Annotated in this window: 16 protein-coding genes; 13 read left to right on the top strand and 3 right to left on the bottom strand. The window is 70.8% G+C overall.

The window, feature by feature from the left end:
• Positions 1-232: 232 nt before the first annotated feature.
• Complete coding sequence (locus tag ACFTE1_RS20080; protein ID WP_380624330.1) at positions 233-1,183, bottom strand: DUF368 domain-containing protein; 951 nt, start codon at positions 1,181-1,183, stop codon at positions 233-235.
• A 278-nt stretch (positions 1,184-1,461) separates the two neighbouring features.
• Between ACFTE1_RS20080 and ACFTE1_RS20075 the strand changes: the two genes are divergently transcribed.
• The 3 genes from ACFTE1_RS20075 to ACFTE1_RS20065 all read left to right on the top strand — a co-directional run bounded on the left by ACFTE1_RS20075 (position 1,462) and on the right by ACFTE1_RS20065 (position 3,920).
• The gene (locus ACFTE1_RS20075; RefSeq protein WP_380624332.1) at positions 1,462-2,262 is read left to right on the top strand and encodes a hypothetical protein; all 801 of its coding nucleotides are present in this window, start codon (positions 1,462-1,464) and stop codon (positions 2,260-2,262) included.
• 582 nt (positions 2,263-2,844) lie between these two features.
• Positions 2,845-3,651: a chaplin family protein gene (locus tag ACFTE1_RS20070; protein WP_380624334.1), complete on the top strand. Its 807-nt coding sequence runs from the start codon at positions 2,845-2,847 to the stop codon at positions 3,649-3,651.
• Positions 3,652-3,776: 125 nt separating this feature from the next.
• Entirely contained in the window at positions 3,777-3,920 is a 144-nt protein-coding gene (locus tag ACFTE1_RS20065) for a hypothetical protein (protein WP_380624336.1), read from the top strand.
• Between the two features lie 153 nt (positions 3,921-4,073).
• Here the strand turns inward: ACFTE1_RS20065 and ACFTE1_RS20060 are convergent, their stop codons facing one another.
• Positions 4,074-5,891: a SulP family inorganic anion transporter gene (locus ACFTE1_RS20060; RefSeq protein WP_380624338.1), complete on the bottom strand. Its 1,818-nt coding sequence runs from the start codon at positions 5,889-5,891 to the stop codon at positions 4,074-4,076.
• A 208-nt stretch (positions 5,892-6,099) separates the two neighbouring features.
• On the opposite strand from ACFTE1_RS20060, the gene serS reads away from it, so the two are divergent.
• Positions 6,100-7,359 carry a serine--tRNA ligase gene (serS, locus tag ACFTE1_RS20055; protein ID WP_380624340.1) on the top strand — a complete coding sequence of 420 codons (1,260 nt, stop codon included), beginning with the start codon at positions 6,100-6,102 and terminating at the stop codon, positions 7,357-7,359.
• 68 nt (positions 7,360-7,427) lie between these two features.
• Here serS and ACFTE1_RS20050 read toward each other — a convergent pair whose 3' ends face one another.
• Positions 7,428-7,781 carry a DUF488 domain-containing protein gene (locus ACFTE1_RS20050; protein ID WP_380624342.1) on the bottom strand — a complete coding sequence of 118 codons (354 nt, stop codon included), beginning with the start codon at positions 7,779-7,781 and terminating at the stop codon, positions 7,428-7,430.
• 182 nt (positions 7,782-7,963) lie between these two features.
• On the opposite strand from ACFTE1_RS20050, the gene ACFTE1_RS20045 reads away from it, so the two are divergent.
• The 9 genes from ACFTE1_RS20045 to ACFTE1_RS20005 all read left to right on the top strand — a co-directional run bounded on the left by ACFTE1_RS20045 (position 7,964) and on the right by ACFTE1_RS20005 (position 16,928).
• The gene (locus tag ACFTE1_RS20045; protein WP_380624344.1) at positions 7,964-8,827 is read left to right on the top strand and encodes an HAD family hydrolase; all 864 of its coding nucleotides are present in this window, start codon (positions 7,964-7,966) and stop codon (positions 8,825-8,827) included.
• An 11-nt stretch (positions 8,828-8,838) separates the two neighbouring features.
• On the top strand, positions 8,839-9,657 hold the full coding sequence (locus ACFTE1_RS20040) for an HAD hydrolase family protein (protein ID WP_380624346.1): 819 nt from the start codon (positions 8,839-8,841) through the stop codon (positions 9,655-9,657).
• 186 nt (positions 9,658-9,843) lie between these two features.
• The gene (locus ACFTE1_RS20035) at positions 9,844-10,758 is read left to right on the top strand and encodes a Rossmann-like and DUF2520 domain-containing protein (RefSeq protein ID WP_380624348.1); all 915 of its coding nucleotides are present in this window, start codon (positions 9,844-9,846) and stop codon (positions 10,756-10,758) included.
• Positions 10,755-11,591: a pantoate--beta-alanine ligase gene (gene panC / locus ACFTE1_RS20030; RefSeq protein ID WP_380624350.1), complete on the top strand. Its 837-nt coding sequence runs from the start codon at positions 10,755-10,757 to the stop codon at positions 11,589-11,591. Before ACFTE1_RS20035 ends, panC begins: the two co-directional genes overlap by 4 nt.
• Positions 11,584-12,006, top strand: a complete 423-nt coding sequence (gene panD / locus ACFTE1_RS20025; protein WP_380624352.1) for an aspartate 1-decarboxylase — start codon at positions 11,584-11,586, stop codon at positions 12,004-12,006. The genes panC and panD overlap by 8 nt, the downstream gene beginning before the upstream one ends.
• 11 nt (positions 12,007-12,017) lie before the next feature.
• Positions 12,018-13,508, top strand: a complete 1,491-nt coding sequence (locus ACFTE1_RS20020; protein WP_380624353.1) for a S10 family peptidase — start codon at positions 12,018-12,020, stop codon at positions 13,506-13,508.
• Positions 13,509-13,635: 127 nt separating this feature from the next.
• Positions 13,636-15,294 carry an L-aspartate oxidase gene (locus ACFTE1_RS20015; protein WP_380624354.1) on the top strand — a complete coding sequence of 553 codons (1,659 nt, stop codon included), beginning with the start codon at positions 13,636-13,638 and terminating at the stop codon, positions 15,292-15,294.
• Complete coding sequence (gene nadC / locus ACFTE1_RS20010) at positions 15,291-16,163, top strand: carboxylating nicotinate-nucleotide diphosphorylase (RefSeq protein WP_380624356.1); 873 nt, start codon at positions 15,291-15,293, stop codon at positions 16,161-16,163. The genes ACFTE1_RS20015 and nadC overlap by 4 nt, the downstream gene beginning before the upstream one ends.
• Before the next feature lie 3 nt (positions 16,164-16,166).
• Entirely contained in the window at positions 16,167-16,928 is a 762-nt protein-coding gene (locus tag ACFTE1_RS20005) for a type III pantothenate kinase (protein ID WP_380624358.1), read from the top strand.

Genomic DNA, 16,928 nt, shown 5'->3' with positions numbered 1-16,928 from the left:
GGGGCCGGGAGTGACCGGCCCGCGAGGTGGAGGTGTACGCCGCCGGGGGAGCTCTCCCCCGGTCTTCCGGTTCGACCAGTATGCCCCAGGCCTGCCAGGGTCCGCCTGCGGGGTGACGGGACGGTCGCTCTCGTCTTGGGCCGCAGGGGACCGCGATCCGGTCTCGTGCGCGGCGGAAACGTCCGCCTCCGCCGGACGGGCCGGGCGCCGGCGCCTTCGGCCCGGCCGTCCGCTAGCCCTTCCGGCGGCTGCGCGCCTCCCAGTACAGGGCGCCGGCGACGATGGCGGCTCCGGCCAGCGCGAGAACGACGGCTAGGCCGATCCCGTCGCCCGGGGCCTGGAGCGCGCCCTCCTCCGACTGCCAGGGCCACAGAGAGCGCAGCGATCCGACCATGAGCCCGGCGAGCGCCGCCATGGTCGCCTGGCGCTTGGCGTGCAGCAGCCAGTTGAGGACCTTGGAGAACAGGCCCAGCCCGATGGCCGCGCCGGCCATGTAGGTGCCGATGAAGGCGAGGTCGAGGTCGCTCAGCGCGTTCTGGACCGGTATGTAGATGCCCATGACGACCATGAGCGCCGAGCCGCTGAGTCCGGGGAGGACGAGCGCGTTGATGGCGATCATGGCGGCGAGGAAGACGTACCAGAGGGAGGGGTCGGCCACGTGCATCGCGGGGACGCTGGTGACCAGGAAGGCCAGGACGGCGGCCGCGGCGAACTGGAGCCCGTTGACCGCCGTGAAGCGGTCGGGGAGCATGCGCAGGGGGATCGCGACCGACACGGCGATCATGCCGAAGAACAGGGCGTTCATGGGGACGGGGTGGGACTCCATGAGCGGTGCGACCGTGTTGAGCGCGATGAGGAGGAACGTCAGCATGCCGGCGGCCACGGGGACCAGCAGGGGCCAGTCGAGCGCCTTGACGGCGTCCCACGCCGGCCGCATGGGGCGGCGCCGGAAGAGGGAGGCCGCGCTGAGCCTCAGGGCGTGGATGAGGTCGGAGACGGCGCCGATGAGCTGGTCGTAGATGCCGACGATGAGGGCGGTGGTGCCGCCCGAGATGCCGGGCACGGCCTCGGCGGCGCCCATGGCCCCTCCCTTGAGGAAGGAGAGGGGGGCGCTGCGCCACGGGGTCTTCTGCGGGTCCGTCACGGGTACCGGTCCGTTCTCCGTGCTCCTGTACAAAGTCACCACTTCAGTCTAGTTGGGGCGTCTCGCCGGGGCATGGGCCTCGTGACCGACATCGGAATTGACGCAGATCACAAAATCGGGACCCGCTTTGCGTTCGGCACGAACGGGATCGGCCCGAGTAACGGTCATACCGGACATTCCATCCCCGGTTCGAGAGGGCCGCTCGCGATAGGCGGACTCCGAGGGGCTTTTCATGATTTTTTTCGCGTCCATGCGTAACTCGCTCGCGAAGTCGCGCGTTAAACCGGGCGTACGACGAAAGAATTGCGAGGGAAACGTTGAAGCAGACAGCCAAACGGGCCGCGGTGGCCGTAGGGGCGCTCTCCACCGGAGTGCTGTTCCTCCCCGGCTCCTCCCAAGCCGTCGAGACCGCCGGCGCGACCGACATGTCGGGCGAGGACCGGCTCGCCCAGGCCCAGAAGGCCCTGGACCAGACGCCCTTCGGCGCCGCGCACCAGAGTCCGACCGCCGCTCTGCAGGCCACGGGGCCGCTGGTGGTCGACACCATGAAGACCTCGCTCAGGGGCGTCGGCCAGAGCGTCGACGGCGCCAAGGGCGCCGCGGTGGCCTCGGTCGAGGACCACGGGCCTCTGTTCACCCAAGCCGCCGACAGCGCCGGAGACCGCCTCGGCCTGGACGGGGCCGACGCCGGTGACGCGAGCGTCGCCGACTCCGTGCGCTCCCTGCTGGACAGGGAGGAGGGCGGCCGGTACCGGACCGAGTCGGCCAACGCCACCGCCGTTCCGATCTCCGAGGGCGACAAGACCTTCGGCGGTGCGATCGCGGGCCTTCTCGGCGCCGACGACGGCGACGGCGTTCTCAGCGAGAGCGACGAGCCGCAGGCCGACCCGATGGCTCCCGCCGCGAACGACGCGGAACCGAGCCTCCGCGACAAGGTCGCCACCTGGATCGTCCAGGTCGCCGGGCCCGAGCAGGACGCCGGAGCCTCCGTCGACGGCGCGGCCGACGCCGACGCCTCCGCAGACGCCGCCGGAGGAGTCGACGCCGACTCTGCGGCCGACGCCTCGGCCGGCGCGGACGTCTCGGCGGACGCCAATCAGATGACGTCGGCGCGCTGACGCCACGTCCACAGTTTTCTTGCGGCCCGCCACCACCGTCGCTGGCACCGCAGAACGCTGAGCGGTGCCGCCCGCGCTCCGGAGGAATCCGGGTCCGGGCGATCCGCTCAGTAAAGTCGCAGGTCGGCCACGCCGAACTCCGGTCGGTCGGCCTTGCGGCTCCCAACGGTCAGTCGTGAGACCGGCGGTTCCGGATCGGGCCGCGGCGTCGTCCTCCCCAGGTGCCGACGCAGCCCGTTTCCAGTCCCACCGGACGCGACAGGTCGCGGGGAGCAGCTCAGGTGTTCTTTGCGCCGTGGTGTTCCGCGTTCAACAGTCCCAATGGACGGCAGTTTGATGCGATATTCCACGGGGCGCCCCGGCGCATCCACCTGAGCCGGAGACTCCCCGCCCCGCCCTCCCGGGCAGGAGGGCGCGTGACCGGGTCCGACCGCGGAGACACGTGCGTCGAAACGGAGTAAGCAGCGTTTCGATCCGCGCCGCGGCGGCCCGTCGGTTCCGGCCGACCGTCCCACCACCGGCGTACGCCGGCCCATCCCTGAAAGAAAGCATGACCGAGTAGTCCCTGAAAGGTGACGGTAAGTGAACTCGAATTGGGCACGCAAGACAATGAAGACCGGCGTCGTGGCGGCCGGTGCCGTTCTCGTGGCCGGATCCGCCGGTGTCGCCAACGCGGGCGGATCGCACGGTGCGGTCGACACGCATGACCAGGTCGGAGCCCTCAACGGCAACCAGGTCGTAGCCCCCGTCCAGGCCCCCGTCAACATCTGCGGCATCGCCGCCTCCGTCCTCGGCACCGCCGGCGCCTCCTGTGAGGGCGGCGCCGAGGCCGAGATGAACGGCCCGGGTTCCGGCGACGTGACCACCTACGACAACACCGGTCTCGGCAACGGCAACCAGGCCGTCGCCCCCGTCCAGGCCCCCGTCGACGTCAGCGGCATCGCCGCGGGCGTGGCCGGCGGCGCCACGGCGGGCAGCGAGGGCGGCTCGGACGCCACCCTCGAGGAGTCCGGACGCGCCGAGGAGTCCGCGACCACGACCGGCAACGACGGCGCCCTGTCGGGCAACCAGCTGCTGGCCCCGGTCCAGGCTCCCGTCAACGCCTGCGGCAACGCCGTCGCCGTCTTCGGCGGTGCCGCCGCGGGCTGCGAGGGCGGCGCCGAGGCCGAGATGGACGGCATGGGCGGTTCCGACCTGACCACGACCGACAACGACGGCATCGGCAACGGCAACCAGGCCTACATTCCCGTGCAGGCCCCGGTGAACGTGTGCGGCAACGCCATCGCCATCTTCGGCACCGCCTACGCCTCCTGCGAGGGCGGTTCCGAGGCCGACATCGACGAGCCCCACGAGGAGAACACGAAGGGCCACCTGTCGGGAAAAAAGTAGCTGACACCGAGGAATCGGCTCGGAGCGGTGTCAGCGAGTCGAACGGGCTGACCGACACGGTCGTCCAGAGCACCGGCGGCGTGGTCGACCGCGCCGCGGGCGCACTGCCTGTGAAGGCACTGCCCGTGGACGCCGGTGCCGTGGACGCCCTGCCCGCCGCCGACGCGGCCGAGGGCGCCGTGGACGGGCTGGCGGGCGCGACCGACGGAGTTCTCTCCCAGGTCCCCGTGGTGGGAGGCGCCGCCGGCGCCCTCACCGAGAAGCTCTAGCACTTCCGGCTAGGGCCGCAAGGGTTCCGGTAGATCCGGGGAATCCGCGCACGTTCTGCGCGGGTTCCCCGGATTCTCTGCGTCCGGACCCTTCATGCCGGGTATTCCCGGCGCCGGAGCCAGGGTGCTCCTCGAACAGTGCGTCGACCCGCCTCATTCCGGGTATTCGCGGTGCCGGAGGTGCTCGTATCCCTCGCCGGCCCCCTCCCCGGGGTCGGCCTCCGCCTTCCGGGACTCCGGTCGGTCGACCGCGTCGCCGTCCAGGAGGTACGGCTTGCAGCGGTACAGGTCCTCGTCGCGCAGGTACTGGCGCGCCTCGGCGATGGCGTCCGCCGTCCGCTCCAAGAGCCTCCCCTGGCGCTCCAGGCGGTCGAACTCCCCCAGCGCGAAGCACACCTTGCGGTGCCGTTCGGGGAGCCCGGAGACCAGGACCACGACCCCGCGCCTCTCCAGGCGCCGGACGACGTCCCACAGCACCCGCGCCCCGGTGGCGTCGACCTTGCTGACCCGGGAGAGGCGGAGGACCACGACCTTCACGTCGGCGACCTCGGCGAACTGGAGCAGGAAGTTGTGCCCGGCGGCGAAGAAGAGCGGACCGTCGAGCCGGTAGGCGACGATGTGGTCCTTCAGGAGGCGCGCCTCCTCGTCTCGGTGTTCGGAGGTGTCCGGCTCCTCGCGGTTGACCTCCAGGGTCTTCGACAGCTTGTGCAGGGCGACGCCGCCTGCCAGGGCGATGCCGAGGACGAGGGCGACGATGAGGTCGAAGGAGACGGTAATGGCCGCCGTCGCCACGAGAACCGCGGCGTCGTGGCGGGTCGACGAGCAGATGGCCGTCAGGGAACTGACCTTGACCATCCGCACCGCCGTCGCCATCAGGACGCCGGCCAGGGCGCTCAGCGGGATGTGCGAGACAAGAGGTGCGAGGGCGAGCAGGAACAGGAGGAGGATCGCCGAGTGGGAGAGCGCCGCCAGCCGGGTCGTCGCCCCCGAACGGGTGTTGACCGCCGTTCGGGCGAGCGCCCCGCTGGAGGGGATGCCCCCGAACAGCGGTGAGACGAGGTTGGACAGGCCCTGCCCGAAGAGCTCGCGATCGGGGTCGTGGTGCTGGTCGACGGTCATGCCGTCGGCGACCTTGGCGGACATGAGGCTCTCGATGGCGATGAGCGTCGCGACGGCGAGCGCCCCCGTGGCGAGGTCCTTGACGAGGGCGAGGTCCAGCAGCGAGAAGGTCGGGGCGGGCAGCCCGGTCGGGAGGCGTCCGACCGTGGTCGCGTCGAGCGGGAGCGTCAGTTCGACGGTGGTGGCGAGGATGATGGCGATGATGGGCAGCGGCCAGCGGGGCTTGAGCCGTCCGCCGGCGAGGATGAGGACGACGGTGGCGGCGGTGATGGCGGCGGCGGTCCAGTCGGGGCGTTCGGCGAAGTGGGCGGCGGCCTCGCCGGCCTCGAGGATGACGTGGGTGTGGGAGCCGTTGAAGCCCAGGGCGAGGGGTATCTGCTGGATGAAGATGATGACGGCGATGCCGAGGGTGAAGCCCTCGACGACGGGTTCGGGGATGTATCGGATGAGCCGCCCGGCCCTGAGGAAGGCCAGGAGGAGCAGGAAGATCCCGGTGAGGAGTCCGACGGTGTAGACGGCTCCGGGGCCGTGGACGGCGACGATGGGGACGAGGACGACGGCCATGGTGCCGGTCGGCCCGCTGACTTGGAGGCTTGATCCGCCGAAGAGCGCGGCCACAGCTCCGGCAACGATGGCCGCCACGAGTCCGGCGGTGGCGCCGACGCCGGTGGCGACGCCGTACCCGAGCGCGAGGGGGAGGGCGACGATGGAGACGGTCAGTCCGGCGAGGAGGTCGGTGCGCCAGTGCCGGCGCGGCGCGGGGAAGTCCCGGCGGTGGGGCAGGTAGCGGGAGACGGCGGTGGCGGTGCGGCGGAGCGTGGTCCTCATGGAGGAGCGGGAAGGCGAGTTCATGGTCTTCCTTGGAGAGTCGTCGTCACGTCGGTGCGGCCCGGCGAAGGCGGCGGCTGGTTCCCGAACCCTATTTCGGGCGAAAGGGATTCGGCGGTGTGACACGGTCGTTCCCGGGCGTGTCCGATGGAGACCGTCGGGCGGCGCCGGGCCGCCACAACACCCCGTCCTGGACGGCCCGGTCACGGGGGCGGCGGGTAGCCTGGAGGGCATGATCGACATGCGAGCATTGCGAGAGAATCCGGAGATATTCCGTGCCGGCCTGGAGAAGCGCGGAGCTTCCTCTGAGGCCGTCGACTCCGCCCTGGAGGCGGACGCCTCCCACCGCAGTGCTCTGCAGAGTTTCGAGACCCTGAGGGCCGACCAGAAGAGGGTCGGCAAGGAGATCGCGAAGGCCGACCCGGAGACCCGGGAGAAGCTGCTGGCCCGCACCAAGGAGCTGGCGCAGGAGGTCAAGGACGCCGAGGCGCAGGTGGGCCAGTCGGCCGCCGCCCTCGACGCCGCCGTCAAGGCCCTGCCGAACCTCGTCTCGCCGGACGCCCCGGCGGGCGGGGAGGACGACTACACGGTGCTGCGGCACGTCGGCGAAACCTCGGTCCCCGAGAACTGCAAGGACCACTTGGAGCTGGGCACCGCCCTGGGGCTGTTCGACATGGAGCGCGGCGCCAAGACGTCGGGCTCGCGCTTCTACTACCTCACCGGCGACGGCGCCCTGCTGCAGCTGGCGATGCTGAACCTGGCGATCCAGCAGGCCACGGCGAACGGCTTCGTGCCGATGATCCCGCCGGTGCTGGTGCGCCCGGAGGCGATGGAGGGGACGGGCTTCCTCGGCGAGCACGCCGACGAGATCTACTACCTGGAGCGCGACGAGATGTACCTCGTCGGCACCTCGGAGGTCCCGCTGGCCAGCTACCACTCGGGTGAGAACCTGGGCGCGCTGGAGCAGCCGATGCGCTACGCGGGCTGGTCCTCGTGCTTCCGCCGGGAGGCCGGCTCGTACGGCAAGGACACGCGGGGCATCATCCGCGTCCACCAGTTCGACAAGGTGGAGATGTTCTCCTACTGCCGTCCCGAGGACGCCGCGGAGGAGCACGAGCGCCTGCTGGGCTTCGAGGAGAAGATGCTGGGGCTCATGGAGGTCCCCTACCGGGTCATCGACACCGCCGCGGGCGACCTGGGCACCTCGGCCTACCGCAAGTTCGACTGCGAGGCCTGGGTTCCCAGCCAGGAGCGCTACCGCGAGCTGACGTCGACCTCGAACTGCACGACCTTCCAGGCGCGCCGCCTCGAGGTGAAGTACAAGGACGAGAACGGGAAGAACGCCTTCGCCGCGACCTTGAACGGAACCCTGGCGACCACGCGCTGGCTCGTGGCGATCCTGGAGAACCACCAGCGTCCGGACGGTTCGGTGTCCGTTCCGGAGGCGCTGCGCCCGTTCCTCGGCAAGGACGAGCTGACGCCGAAGAAGTAAGGCCTCCGCTAGGCCGATATGAGGGGCCTTCGATGTTCCACGTGGAACATCGAAGACCCCTTCTTTCGTCAGCGGTGCTCCTCGAGCCATGCCTTGAGGACGAGGGCGTGGTTGCACTCGGGGTCCTTCGCCGCGTAGAGGAGGGTGACCGGCCCGTCCTTGAGCGCGTCGAGGACGGGGCGCTGGATCTCCGGGTGGCCGTCCAGTTCGCGCCGGTAGCGCCGCGAGAACTCGTCGAAGCGGTCGGGCAGGTGCCCGAACCAGATGCGCAGCTGCGCGGAGGGCGCGATGTCCTTGAGGTGCTCGACCCCCTCCAGCCGCTCCTTGGAGACACCTCGTGGCCAGAGCCGGTCGACGAGGAAGACGGCACCCCCAGAGGGGCCCCCGTAGTCGTAGACGCGTTCGAGTGCGATCTCATTCATATTCGCACTTTAGGCAACGGAACGCATCGGGGAGGGCGAATGCCTCATTTCCGCTGAATTGCACGCGTGTAGTCCTGCGGGGGCGTTTGCGCATGTAGATCGATGAGAATTCACGGTCGGTCCAGGGTGAGTTCGCTCGCGGGACTCTGTCCGTCCATGTGTCCGCGCACTATCGTTGAGTAATGTACGCATCGACACCCCAGGCCGGCCGGGAGCGCCGGCGCACCGAACCGCCGAAGATGATCGCGGTCGACGTGGACGGAACCCTGGTGGGATACCAGGAGGCCGACGTCCAACGCCCCAGCCGCGAGACAATCGCGGCCCTCAAGAGAGTCCGGGACGCGGGAGTCCCGGTCGCCATCGTCACCGGAAGGCCCATGTGGGCCGCGGTGAGCGTCGCCGAAGACCTGGAGGTCGACGGCGGCTACATCTCCGGCTCCCACGGGGCCGTGGAGTACTCCATCGCGGACCGGGCCATCTCCCGCCGCGAGTTCATCGACGCCCGCCGCGCGGTCGAGGCCTTCCGCGGAGTGGAGCCCGCCGTCGAGTTCGCCTTCGAGCGCGACCTGGACGGCTGGTACCACACCCCGGGCTTCGCCCGCGACTTCGCCGCCGACTGGGCCGGGGCGATGGACCTGGACGACCTGCTCGCCGAGCCGGTCGCCCGCATCGTCGCCCGCGTGCCCTCCGAGAACGGCTACCACGACGGCGTGCGCTGCCCCAATGCGCTGCGGCTGGTCCGGGAGGCCGGCCTCAGCCCCGACCACTACTACGTCGAGCCCGGCTACAAGGGCTGGGTGGACGTCAGCCCGCCCGGGTTGACCAAGGCCACCGGCCTGGCCGGGATCGCCGAGCGCTACGGCGTGGACGCCGCCGAGGTGGCGGTGTTCGGCGACGCCCACAACGACCTGCCCATGTTCGAGTGGGCCGGCCACGCCGTCGCCATGGGGCAGGCCGACGACACCGTCAAGGCCGCCGCCGACGAGGTGACGCTCCCCGTCTCCGCCGACGGGGTCGCCGCCGTACTCAACCGCTGGTTCCACTGAGAGGAGACCCTATGACCTCTACCGACCTTCCCCGCGTGGTCGTGACCGACATGGACGGGACCGTGGTGCGCCGCGACGAGACCGTCTCCGACCGCACCAAGGAGGCCTTCGAGCGCCTCGCCGAACGCGGCGTCACCGTCATCGCGGCGACCGGCCGCGGCCCCCGGCTCCAGGAATGGACGCTCTCCCAGATCCCCGCCGCACACCACCTGGTCATGGGCCAGGGGGCCTTCGTCTACGACACGCACGCCAACGACCGGCCCGTCCAGTTGGCCTCCCAGTACGTCTCCGGGCGGGTGCTGGCCGACGCGGTCGGCCGCATCGAGGAGCAGGTGGACAACGTCTTCCTGGTCGCCGAGTCCGCCGACCCCGACGCCCCTCTGCGGGGCGACGAGATGCCGGTGTGGCCGTGGGAGCTGCCGCGGTCGAACACCCCGCGCGAGGAGGCCCTCGCCGGGGAGTTCGTCAAGCTGTACTTCTGGCCCGAGTCGCTCGACTCGGACACCGTCCTGGAGAAGGCCTCGCCCCTGCTGGAGGGGAGTCCCGTCGGCATCACCGAGTCGGGGGTGGGCATCCTCGAGCTCGGCCCGGCCGGGATGGACAAGTGGAGGGGGATCGAGCCGATCCTCGACCGCCTCGACGCCGGCTGGCACGACGTGCTGGCCTTCGGCGACGCGATCAACGACCTCGGGATGCTGGAGCGCGCCGGGCGCGCGGTCGCCATGCCGCAGGGCCACAGGCGCGTCATCGACACCGCTCCTGAGGCCGCCCCGGGCGACAACGACCAGGACGGTGTGGCCCAGTACATCGAAAGGCTGCTGGGCGACTGATCGGTCCCGCACGACCTGCGGTTCGACGGCCGCCCCGGCCGCGGACCGCGAGACTTGTGAATAGTGACACCAACGCGTCTCCGGCTTGGCAACTTCCGAGACGGAGCGGACAATAGAGGCAGCCGCACGGCGCACGGAGCGCCGGCGGCCATGACCGGTACCTGACCAGAAAAGGACTGGATCGCCATGACAACTCCGTTCGCCCCGGCCGGGGCGGGCAGCTCCTTCGGCGCCGCGCCGCGACTCGACGTCGGCGTCGTGTCGGCCGGAAGGGTCGGCTCCGTCGTCGGAGCCGCTCTGGACCGGGCCGGGCACCGCGTCACCGCGGTCTCGGGCTCCTCCCCGGAGTCCCTCCGCCGCGCCGCCGAACTGCTCCCCGAGGCCGTGATCCGCACACCCGAAGAGGTGGCGGCCGACGCCCAGCTCCTCCTCCTCGCCGTTCCCGACACGGCCCTCCCCGAACTCGCCGAGCGGCTCCCGTTCCGCCGGGGACAGATCGTCCTGCACACCTCCGGCTCCCACGGCGCGGAGGTCCTTCGCCCGGCCATCGACGCCGGAGCGCTCGCGGCGGCGGCGCACCCCGCCATGACCTTCCTCGGAACCCGCGCCGACCTCGACCGGCTCGACGGACTCCCGTGGGCCGTCACCGCCTTCGACGAGGCCGCCCTGATCGCCGAGGCCCTCGTCTCCGAGACTGGCGGCCACGCCGAGCACGTCGCCGAAGCGCAGCGCACCCGCTACCACGCGGCGCTCGCCCACGCCTCCAACCACCTCGCCACCCTCGTCAACGACGCGCGCGGCCTCCTGGCCGACGCGGGAATCTCCGACGCCCCGCACTACCTGCGCCAGTTGACCTTCGCGGCCCTGGACAACGCCTTGGCGCTCGGCGACGACGCCCTGACCGGGCCGGTCGTCCGCGGCGACGCCGCCACCGTGGCCGCGCACCTCGACGCCGTCGGCTCCGACCTCCGCCCCGTCTACGCCGCCCTGGCCGAGCGCACCGCCGACCGCGCCCGCGCGGCCGGACGCCTCGAGGAACGGAGCGCCCGCGCGGTCAAGGACACCCTGGACGGCGCCCGGACGGGAGAGGCACGCCGATGAGCATCCCCATCGCCGACACCGTGGCCCGGCTGCGCACCGCGCGCGACGCCATGCACGGCACCGTGGCTGTCGTCCCCACCATGGGGGCCCTCCACGAAGGGCACGCCGCCCTCATCCGGGCCGCCCGCGCCGCGGCCGACAACGTCGTCGTCACCGTCTTCGTCAACCCGCTCCAGTTCCGGCCCGGCGAAGACCTCGACGAGTACCCGCGCACCCTCGAAGCCGACGCCGCGCTCGCCGAGTCCCTCGGCGCCGACCTCGTCTTCGCGCCCTCCGAGGAGGAGCTCTACCCGCGCGGACGCGAGAACGTCGTCAAGGTCCACCCGCGTCCGACCGGAGAGATCCTCGAGGGCGCCAGCAGGCCCGGCTTCTTCACCGGCGTCCTGACCGTCGTGGCCAAGCTGTTCCACCTCGTCCGCCCGCACTACGCGGCCTTCGGGGACAAGGACTACCAGCAGCTGGCCATGGTCCGCTCCATGGTCGAGGACCTCGACATGGACGTGGAGATCCTGTCCGTCGCACTCGTCAGGGACGCCGACGGGATCGCCCTGTCCAGCCGCAACGCCTACCTCAGCGCCGAAGAGCGGGCCGCCGCGCTCGCCATCCCGCGGGCCGTCGAGGCCGCGCAGGCCTCCCCCGACCCGCTGGCCGCCGCGCGCGCGGTCCTGGAGGCCGAGAGCGGCCTGGAGGTCGACTACGCGACCGTCCTCGCGCCCGACTTCGAGGCGGCCCCGGAGAGCGGGCCCGCCCGCCTCCTCATCGCGGCGCACGTCGGAACGACCCGCCTCATAGACAACGCCCCAGTGACGATCGGAGAGAGCAACGATGCTTAGAACCATGTTCAAGTCCAAGATCCACCGCGCCACGGTCACCGAGGCGGACCTCCACTACGTGGGCTCGGTGACGGTGGACGCCGACCTGCTCGACGCCGCCGACATCCTCGACGGCGAACTGGTCGCCATCGTCGACATCACCAACGGCTCGCGCCTGGAGACCTACACCATCGCCGGCGAGCGCGGCACCGGGGTCATCGGGATCAACGGCGCCGCCGCCCACCTCGTCAACCCCGGCGACCTGGTCATCCTCATCAGCTACGCGCAGATGGAGGACGCCGAGGCCCGCGCCTACGAGCCGACGGTCGTGCACGTGAACGAGCGCAACGAGGTCGTCGAGATCGACGCGAACAAGGCCGTCCCCGCGGCGGGCACGGCCGGCGACCCGTTGCCGTCCCCGCTAGCCGTGCGGTAAGTTCGAGCACTATGAGCGAAGAAACAAAGGTCCCCTCGCAGAACCACGACGCGAAGGGCACCCCCGACAAAGCCGCGGACGGCGCGAAGCAGCCGACCGACGAGCTGGTCACCACCCACCACACCATGGGAGACCTCTCCTACACGGCGACCACCGGGCGCATCGTCCTGCGCGAGGAGGTCACCGAGGAGGAGAAGTACCAGGGCCTCAAACCCAAGGCCGAGGTCTCCGTGACCGCCTACACCCTGGACGGCGGCGACGTCACCCAGCGCCCGGTCACCTTCGCCTTCAACGGCGGGCCGGGCTCCTCGTCGGTCTGGCTGCACCTGGGCGTGCTGGGGCCGCGCCGCGTCGACGCCGGCGACGTCGGCAACGTGACCCCGCCCCCGTTCGGCCTCGTCGACAACCCCGACACGCTGCTGCGCGTCAGCGACCTCGTCTTCATCGACCCCGTCTCGACCGGCTACTCGCGCCCCGCCGAGGGCGAGAAGGCCGACCCGTACCACGGCTTCCAGGGCGACCTGGACTCCGTCGCCGAGGTCATCCGCCTGTGGGCCACGCGCAACCAGCGCTGGATGAGCCCGAAGTTCGTCATCGGCGAGTCCTACGGCGGCACCCGCGCCGCCGCGCTCTCGGACCACCTGCAGAACAAGTACGGCATGTTCCTCAACGGCGCCATGCTCATCGCCCCGGCGCTGAACCTGGAGACGCTGTACTTCGTCGCGCAGGACTCGACCCTCCCCGACCCGGTGTTCCTCCCCGTCTACGCGGCCACCGCCCACTACCACGGGCTGCACCCGGACCGCACCGTCGACGAGGTCGTCGCGGAGGCGCGCGAGTTCACCGACGAGTACTTCACGGTCCTCAACAAGGGCGCCCGCGCCACCGAGGAGGAGCGCTCTGCGGCGATCACCAAGATCGCCTCGCTCGCCGGCGTGTCCGAGGACTACGTCGACCGCGCCGGCCTGCGCCTGGAGCACACGCGCTTCTACGCGGAGCTGCTGCGGCACAAGAGGCTCGTGACCGGACGCCTGGACACGCGCTTCACGGGCCCGGCCGACAACTACATCTACGAGCAGATGCCGACCGACCCGTTCTTCGCGGCGACGATGCCCGCGTTCACCGCGGCGTTCAACCACTACATCCGCGCCGAGCTGGAGTACGAGAACGACAGCAACTACCGCATCCTCACCGGCGAGGTGCACCCGTGGTCCTATAAGGAGTTCGAGGGCAAGGCCGTGGACGTGGCCCCGATGCTGGCCAACGCCATGCGCCTCAACCCGTTCCTCAAGGTCCACGTCGCCGCCGGACGCTACGACGGCGGCTGCCCGACCGAGTCGATCCACTACGCCCTGGACCAGATGCGGATCACGCCCGAGCTGCGCGAGAACATCGAGTTCAAGGAGTACCCGGCGGGCCACATGATGTACCTGCACGACGAGTCCCGCGCTCAGCAGTTGGCCGACCTGGCCGACTTCGTGCGGAGGGCCTCGAACCGATAGGGATACCGATGGACGGCCGGAGAGACGGCAATGCTTCTCACAGCAGTGGACTCCGGGGCAAAGGCGCCCCGGGGATCCCCGGATCTCCGGCCGTTCCCCTTGCACCGCAGAAGAGAAACGCCGTGACATGAACACCGACAGAACGCCGCTCATCCCCACCCGCCTCCTCGGGTCGAGCCCCTCCTGGACCGAGGACACGGACGTCGTCGTGGTCGGCTCCGGCGTCGCCGGGCTCACCTGCGCACTCAACCTCCGCGAGAGCGGGTTCCACGTCACGGTCGTGACCAAGGTCGAGATCGACGACGGCTCCACCCGCTGGGCTCAGGGCGGCGTGGCCGCCGTCCTCGACCCGTCCGACTCCCCCGAGTCGCACGCCCGCGACACCTCGGTCGCCGGCGTCGGCATCTGCGACCCCGACGCCGTGCGTGTCACCGTCTCCGAAGGGCCCGAGGAGCTCCGGCGTCTCATGGCCGCCGGCGCCTGCTTCGACCGCGATCCCGACGGCGCGCTCCAGCTGACCCGCGAGGGCGGGCACAGCGCGCGGCGCATCGTCCACGCCGGCGGCGACGCCACCGGCGCCGAAGTGCAGCGCGCCCTGCACACCGCCGTCCTCCGTGACCCGTGGATCCGCGTCATCGAGCACGCCATGGTCCTCGAACTGCTGAAGGACTCCGACGGCCGCTCCGCCGGGGTCACCCTCCACGTCCTCGGCGAGGGCGTGGAACACGGCGTCGGCTCGGTCAAGTCCCGCGCCGTCGTGCTGGCCACCGGCGGGCTCGGGCAGATCTACCAGAACACGACCAACCCGACCGTCTCCATCGGCGACGGCGTCGCGCTGGCTCTGCGGGCCGGGGCCGAGGTCGGCGACATCGAGTTCGTCCAGTTCCACCCCACGGCCTTCTACCTCCCCGAGCTGCCGGAGGGCCGCGCGCCGCTGATCACCGAGGCGCTGCGCGGCGAGGGGGCCTTCCTTCTCGACCACGACGGTGAGCGCTTCATGGTCGGCCGCCACGAGCTTGCCGAACTGGCGCCGCGCGACGTGGTCGCCAAGGCCTCGACGGCCGTCATGCGGGAGTCCGGCGAGCCGCACGTCTGGCTCGACGCGCGCCACCTGGGCGCGGACATGCTGGAGAACCGGTTCCCCACGATCACCGCCATCTGCCGCGAGCACGGCATAGACCCGGTCTCGGACCTGATCCCCGTCGCGCCCGCCGCGCACTACTCGTCCGGCGGCGTCGCCTGCGACCTGAACGGCAGCACGACCGTGTCGGGGCTCTACGTGGCCGGCGAGGTCGCGCGGACCGGTCTGCACGGCGCTAACCGCCTGGCCTCCAACTCCCTCCTGGAGGGGCTGGTCTTCTCGCGCCGCATCGCCGACCACATCGCCAAGACGCAGCCCTCCCCCGGCGACCCCGTCCTGGAGGACGAGTCCAGCGGCTCGCTGCTGCCCGACGACATCGTCCCGGCCGTCAAGGAGGCCATGACCGCCGGAAGCGGCGTCCTGAGGTCGGCCGACTCGCTGGCGGAGACCCTGCGCGGGCTCGACAGGCTCCGCGGCGGCTCGCCGCGGCCGCGCCCGGCCACATGGGAGGCCACGAACCTGTACACTTCCGCCTGCCTCGTCGCCTTCGCCGCCTCGCTGCGGCTGGAGACGCGGGGCAGCCACTGGCGCGAGGACCGTCCCGAGTCCTCGGACGTCTGGCTGGGCAACACCTACCTCCGGCTGACCGCGAACGGCCGGCTGGCGCACGAATTCCGCGAGCTCAAGGAGACCGACCGCCGATGACCTCTCTCGACCAGCGCCTGTCCGCCCTGGGGCTGGAGCCCGACGCCTCGCGGCGGGTCGTCCGGGGCTTCCTGGAGGAGGACCTGTCCGCCGAGTGGACGGACGTGACCTCCTCGTCGATCTTCCCCGCCGACGAGGTCGCCACGGCTTACCTCGTCCCCCGCCAGACCGGCACGCTGGCCGGGCTTCCGCTGGCGCACCTGGTCTTCGACGAGCTGGACGCCGCGACGGAGTTCGACTACCACGCCAAGGAGGGGGCGCGGCTCAATCCCGGCAGCTCGATCGCCTCGGTGACGGCCCCGGTCCGCACCCTCCTGTCGGGGGAGCGCACGGCCCTGAACCTCCTGTGCCGCCTGACGGGCGTGGCCACCCACACCCGCGCGTTCGTCGACCTCGTGGAGCACACGAACACGCTCGTGCTCGACACCCGCAAGACCACTCCCGGCCTGCGCTCCTTCGAGAAGTACGCGGTGCGCGCGGCGGGTGGGACGAACAAGCGCATGGGGCTCTACGACGTCGCCATGATCAAGGACAACCACAAGGAGGCGGCCGGGTCGATCACCGCCGCCTTCAACGCCGTCCGCGGGGCACACCCGGACGTCGAGATCCAGGTCGAGGTGGAGTCGCTGGAGGAGGCCCTGGAGGCCGTCGGCGCCGGCGCGGGTTTCCTGCTGCTGGACAACTTGAGCCCCAAAGAGACCGCGGAGATCGTCGAGGCGGTCGGCGACCGCTGCGACCTCGAGTCGACCGGTAACATCACTCTGGACAACGCGGGGGACTACGCGGAGACGGGAGTGGACTTCTTCTCGGTCGGCGCCCTCACCCACTCTTCACCCATTGTGGACATCGGACTGGACATGCGGGAGTAACCCATGCTGCTTTGCGTCGACATCGGCAACACCAACACCGTTCTGGCCACCTTCGACGGCGAGAAGCTCGTCCACTCCTGGAGGATCCGCACCGACCCCAAGGCCACGCCCGACGAGCTGGGGATCAAGTTCCGGGCCCTGCTGGACGGCGACGGGATCGACATCTACGGGATCTCGCTGTCCTCCACGGTGCCGCAGGCGGCCTTCGAACTGTCGCGCATGGTCGAGAAGTACTATCCGCATGCCAAGCTCATCAGCGTCGCTCCCGGCGTGAAGACCGGGGTGCGGCTGGCGATCGACAATCCCAAGGAGGTCGGTCCGGACCGCATCGCCAACACCCACGCGGCCTACCACCTCCACGGCGGCCCCTGCATCACCGTCGACTTCGGAACGTCCACGAACATCGACGTGGCCTCGGCGGAGGGCGACTTCATCGGCGGCGCCTTCGCCCCCGGCATGGAGGTCTCGCTCGACGCGCTGGCCGCGCGCGCGGCCAGGCTGTTGAAGGTGGACCTCTCCAAGCCGCGCCGCGTGGTCGGGAAGAACACCGTCGAGTGCCTCCAGTCCGGCATGATCTTCGGGACCGCCGCGCAGGTCGACGGCCTCGTCACGCGGATCAAGGCTGAGATGGGCGAGGAGCCGACCGCGGTGATCGCCACCGGCGGCCTGGCCCCGGCGGTCATCGACGAGACCACCACGATCACCCACTACGAGCCGAACCTGACCTTGATCGGGCTCCGTATGATCTGGGAGAAGAACAGCTAG

Origin of the sequence: Salininema proteolyticum (genome assembly GCF_042685645.1) — a bacterium.
Classification (GTDB): Bacteria; Actinomycetota; Actinomycetes; order Mycobacteriales; family Micromonosporaceae; genus Salininema; species Salininema proteolyticum.
Note: the sequence above shows the minus strand (reverse complement) of the source record. Positions and strands in the feature narration are given on the sequence as shown.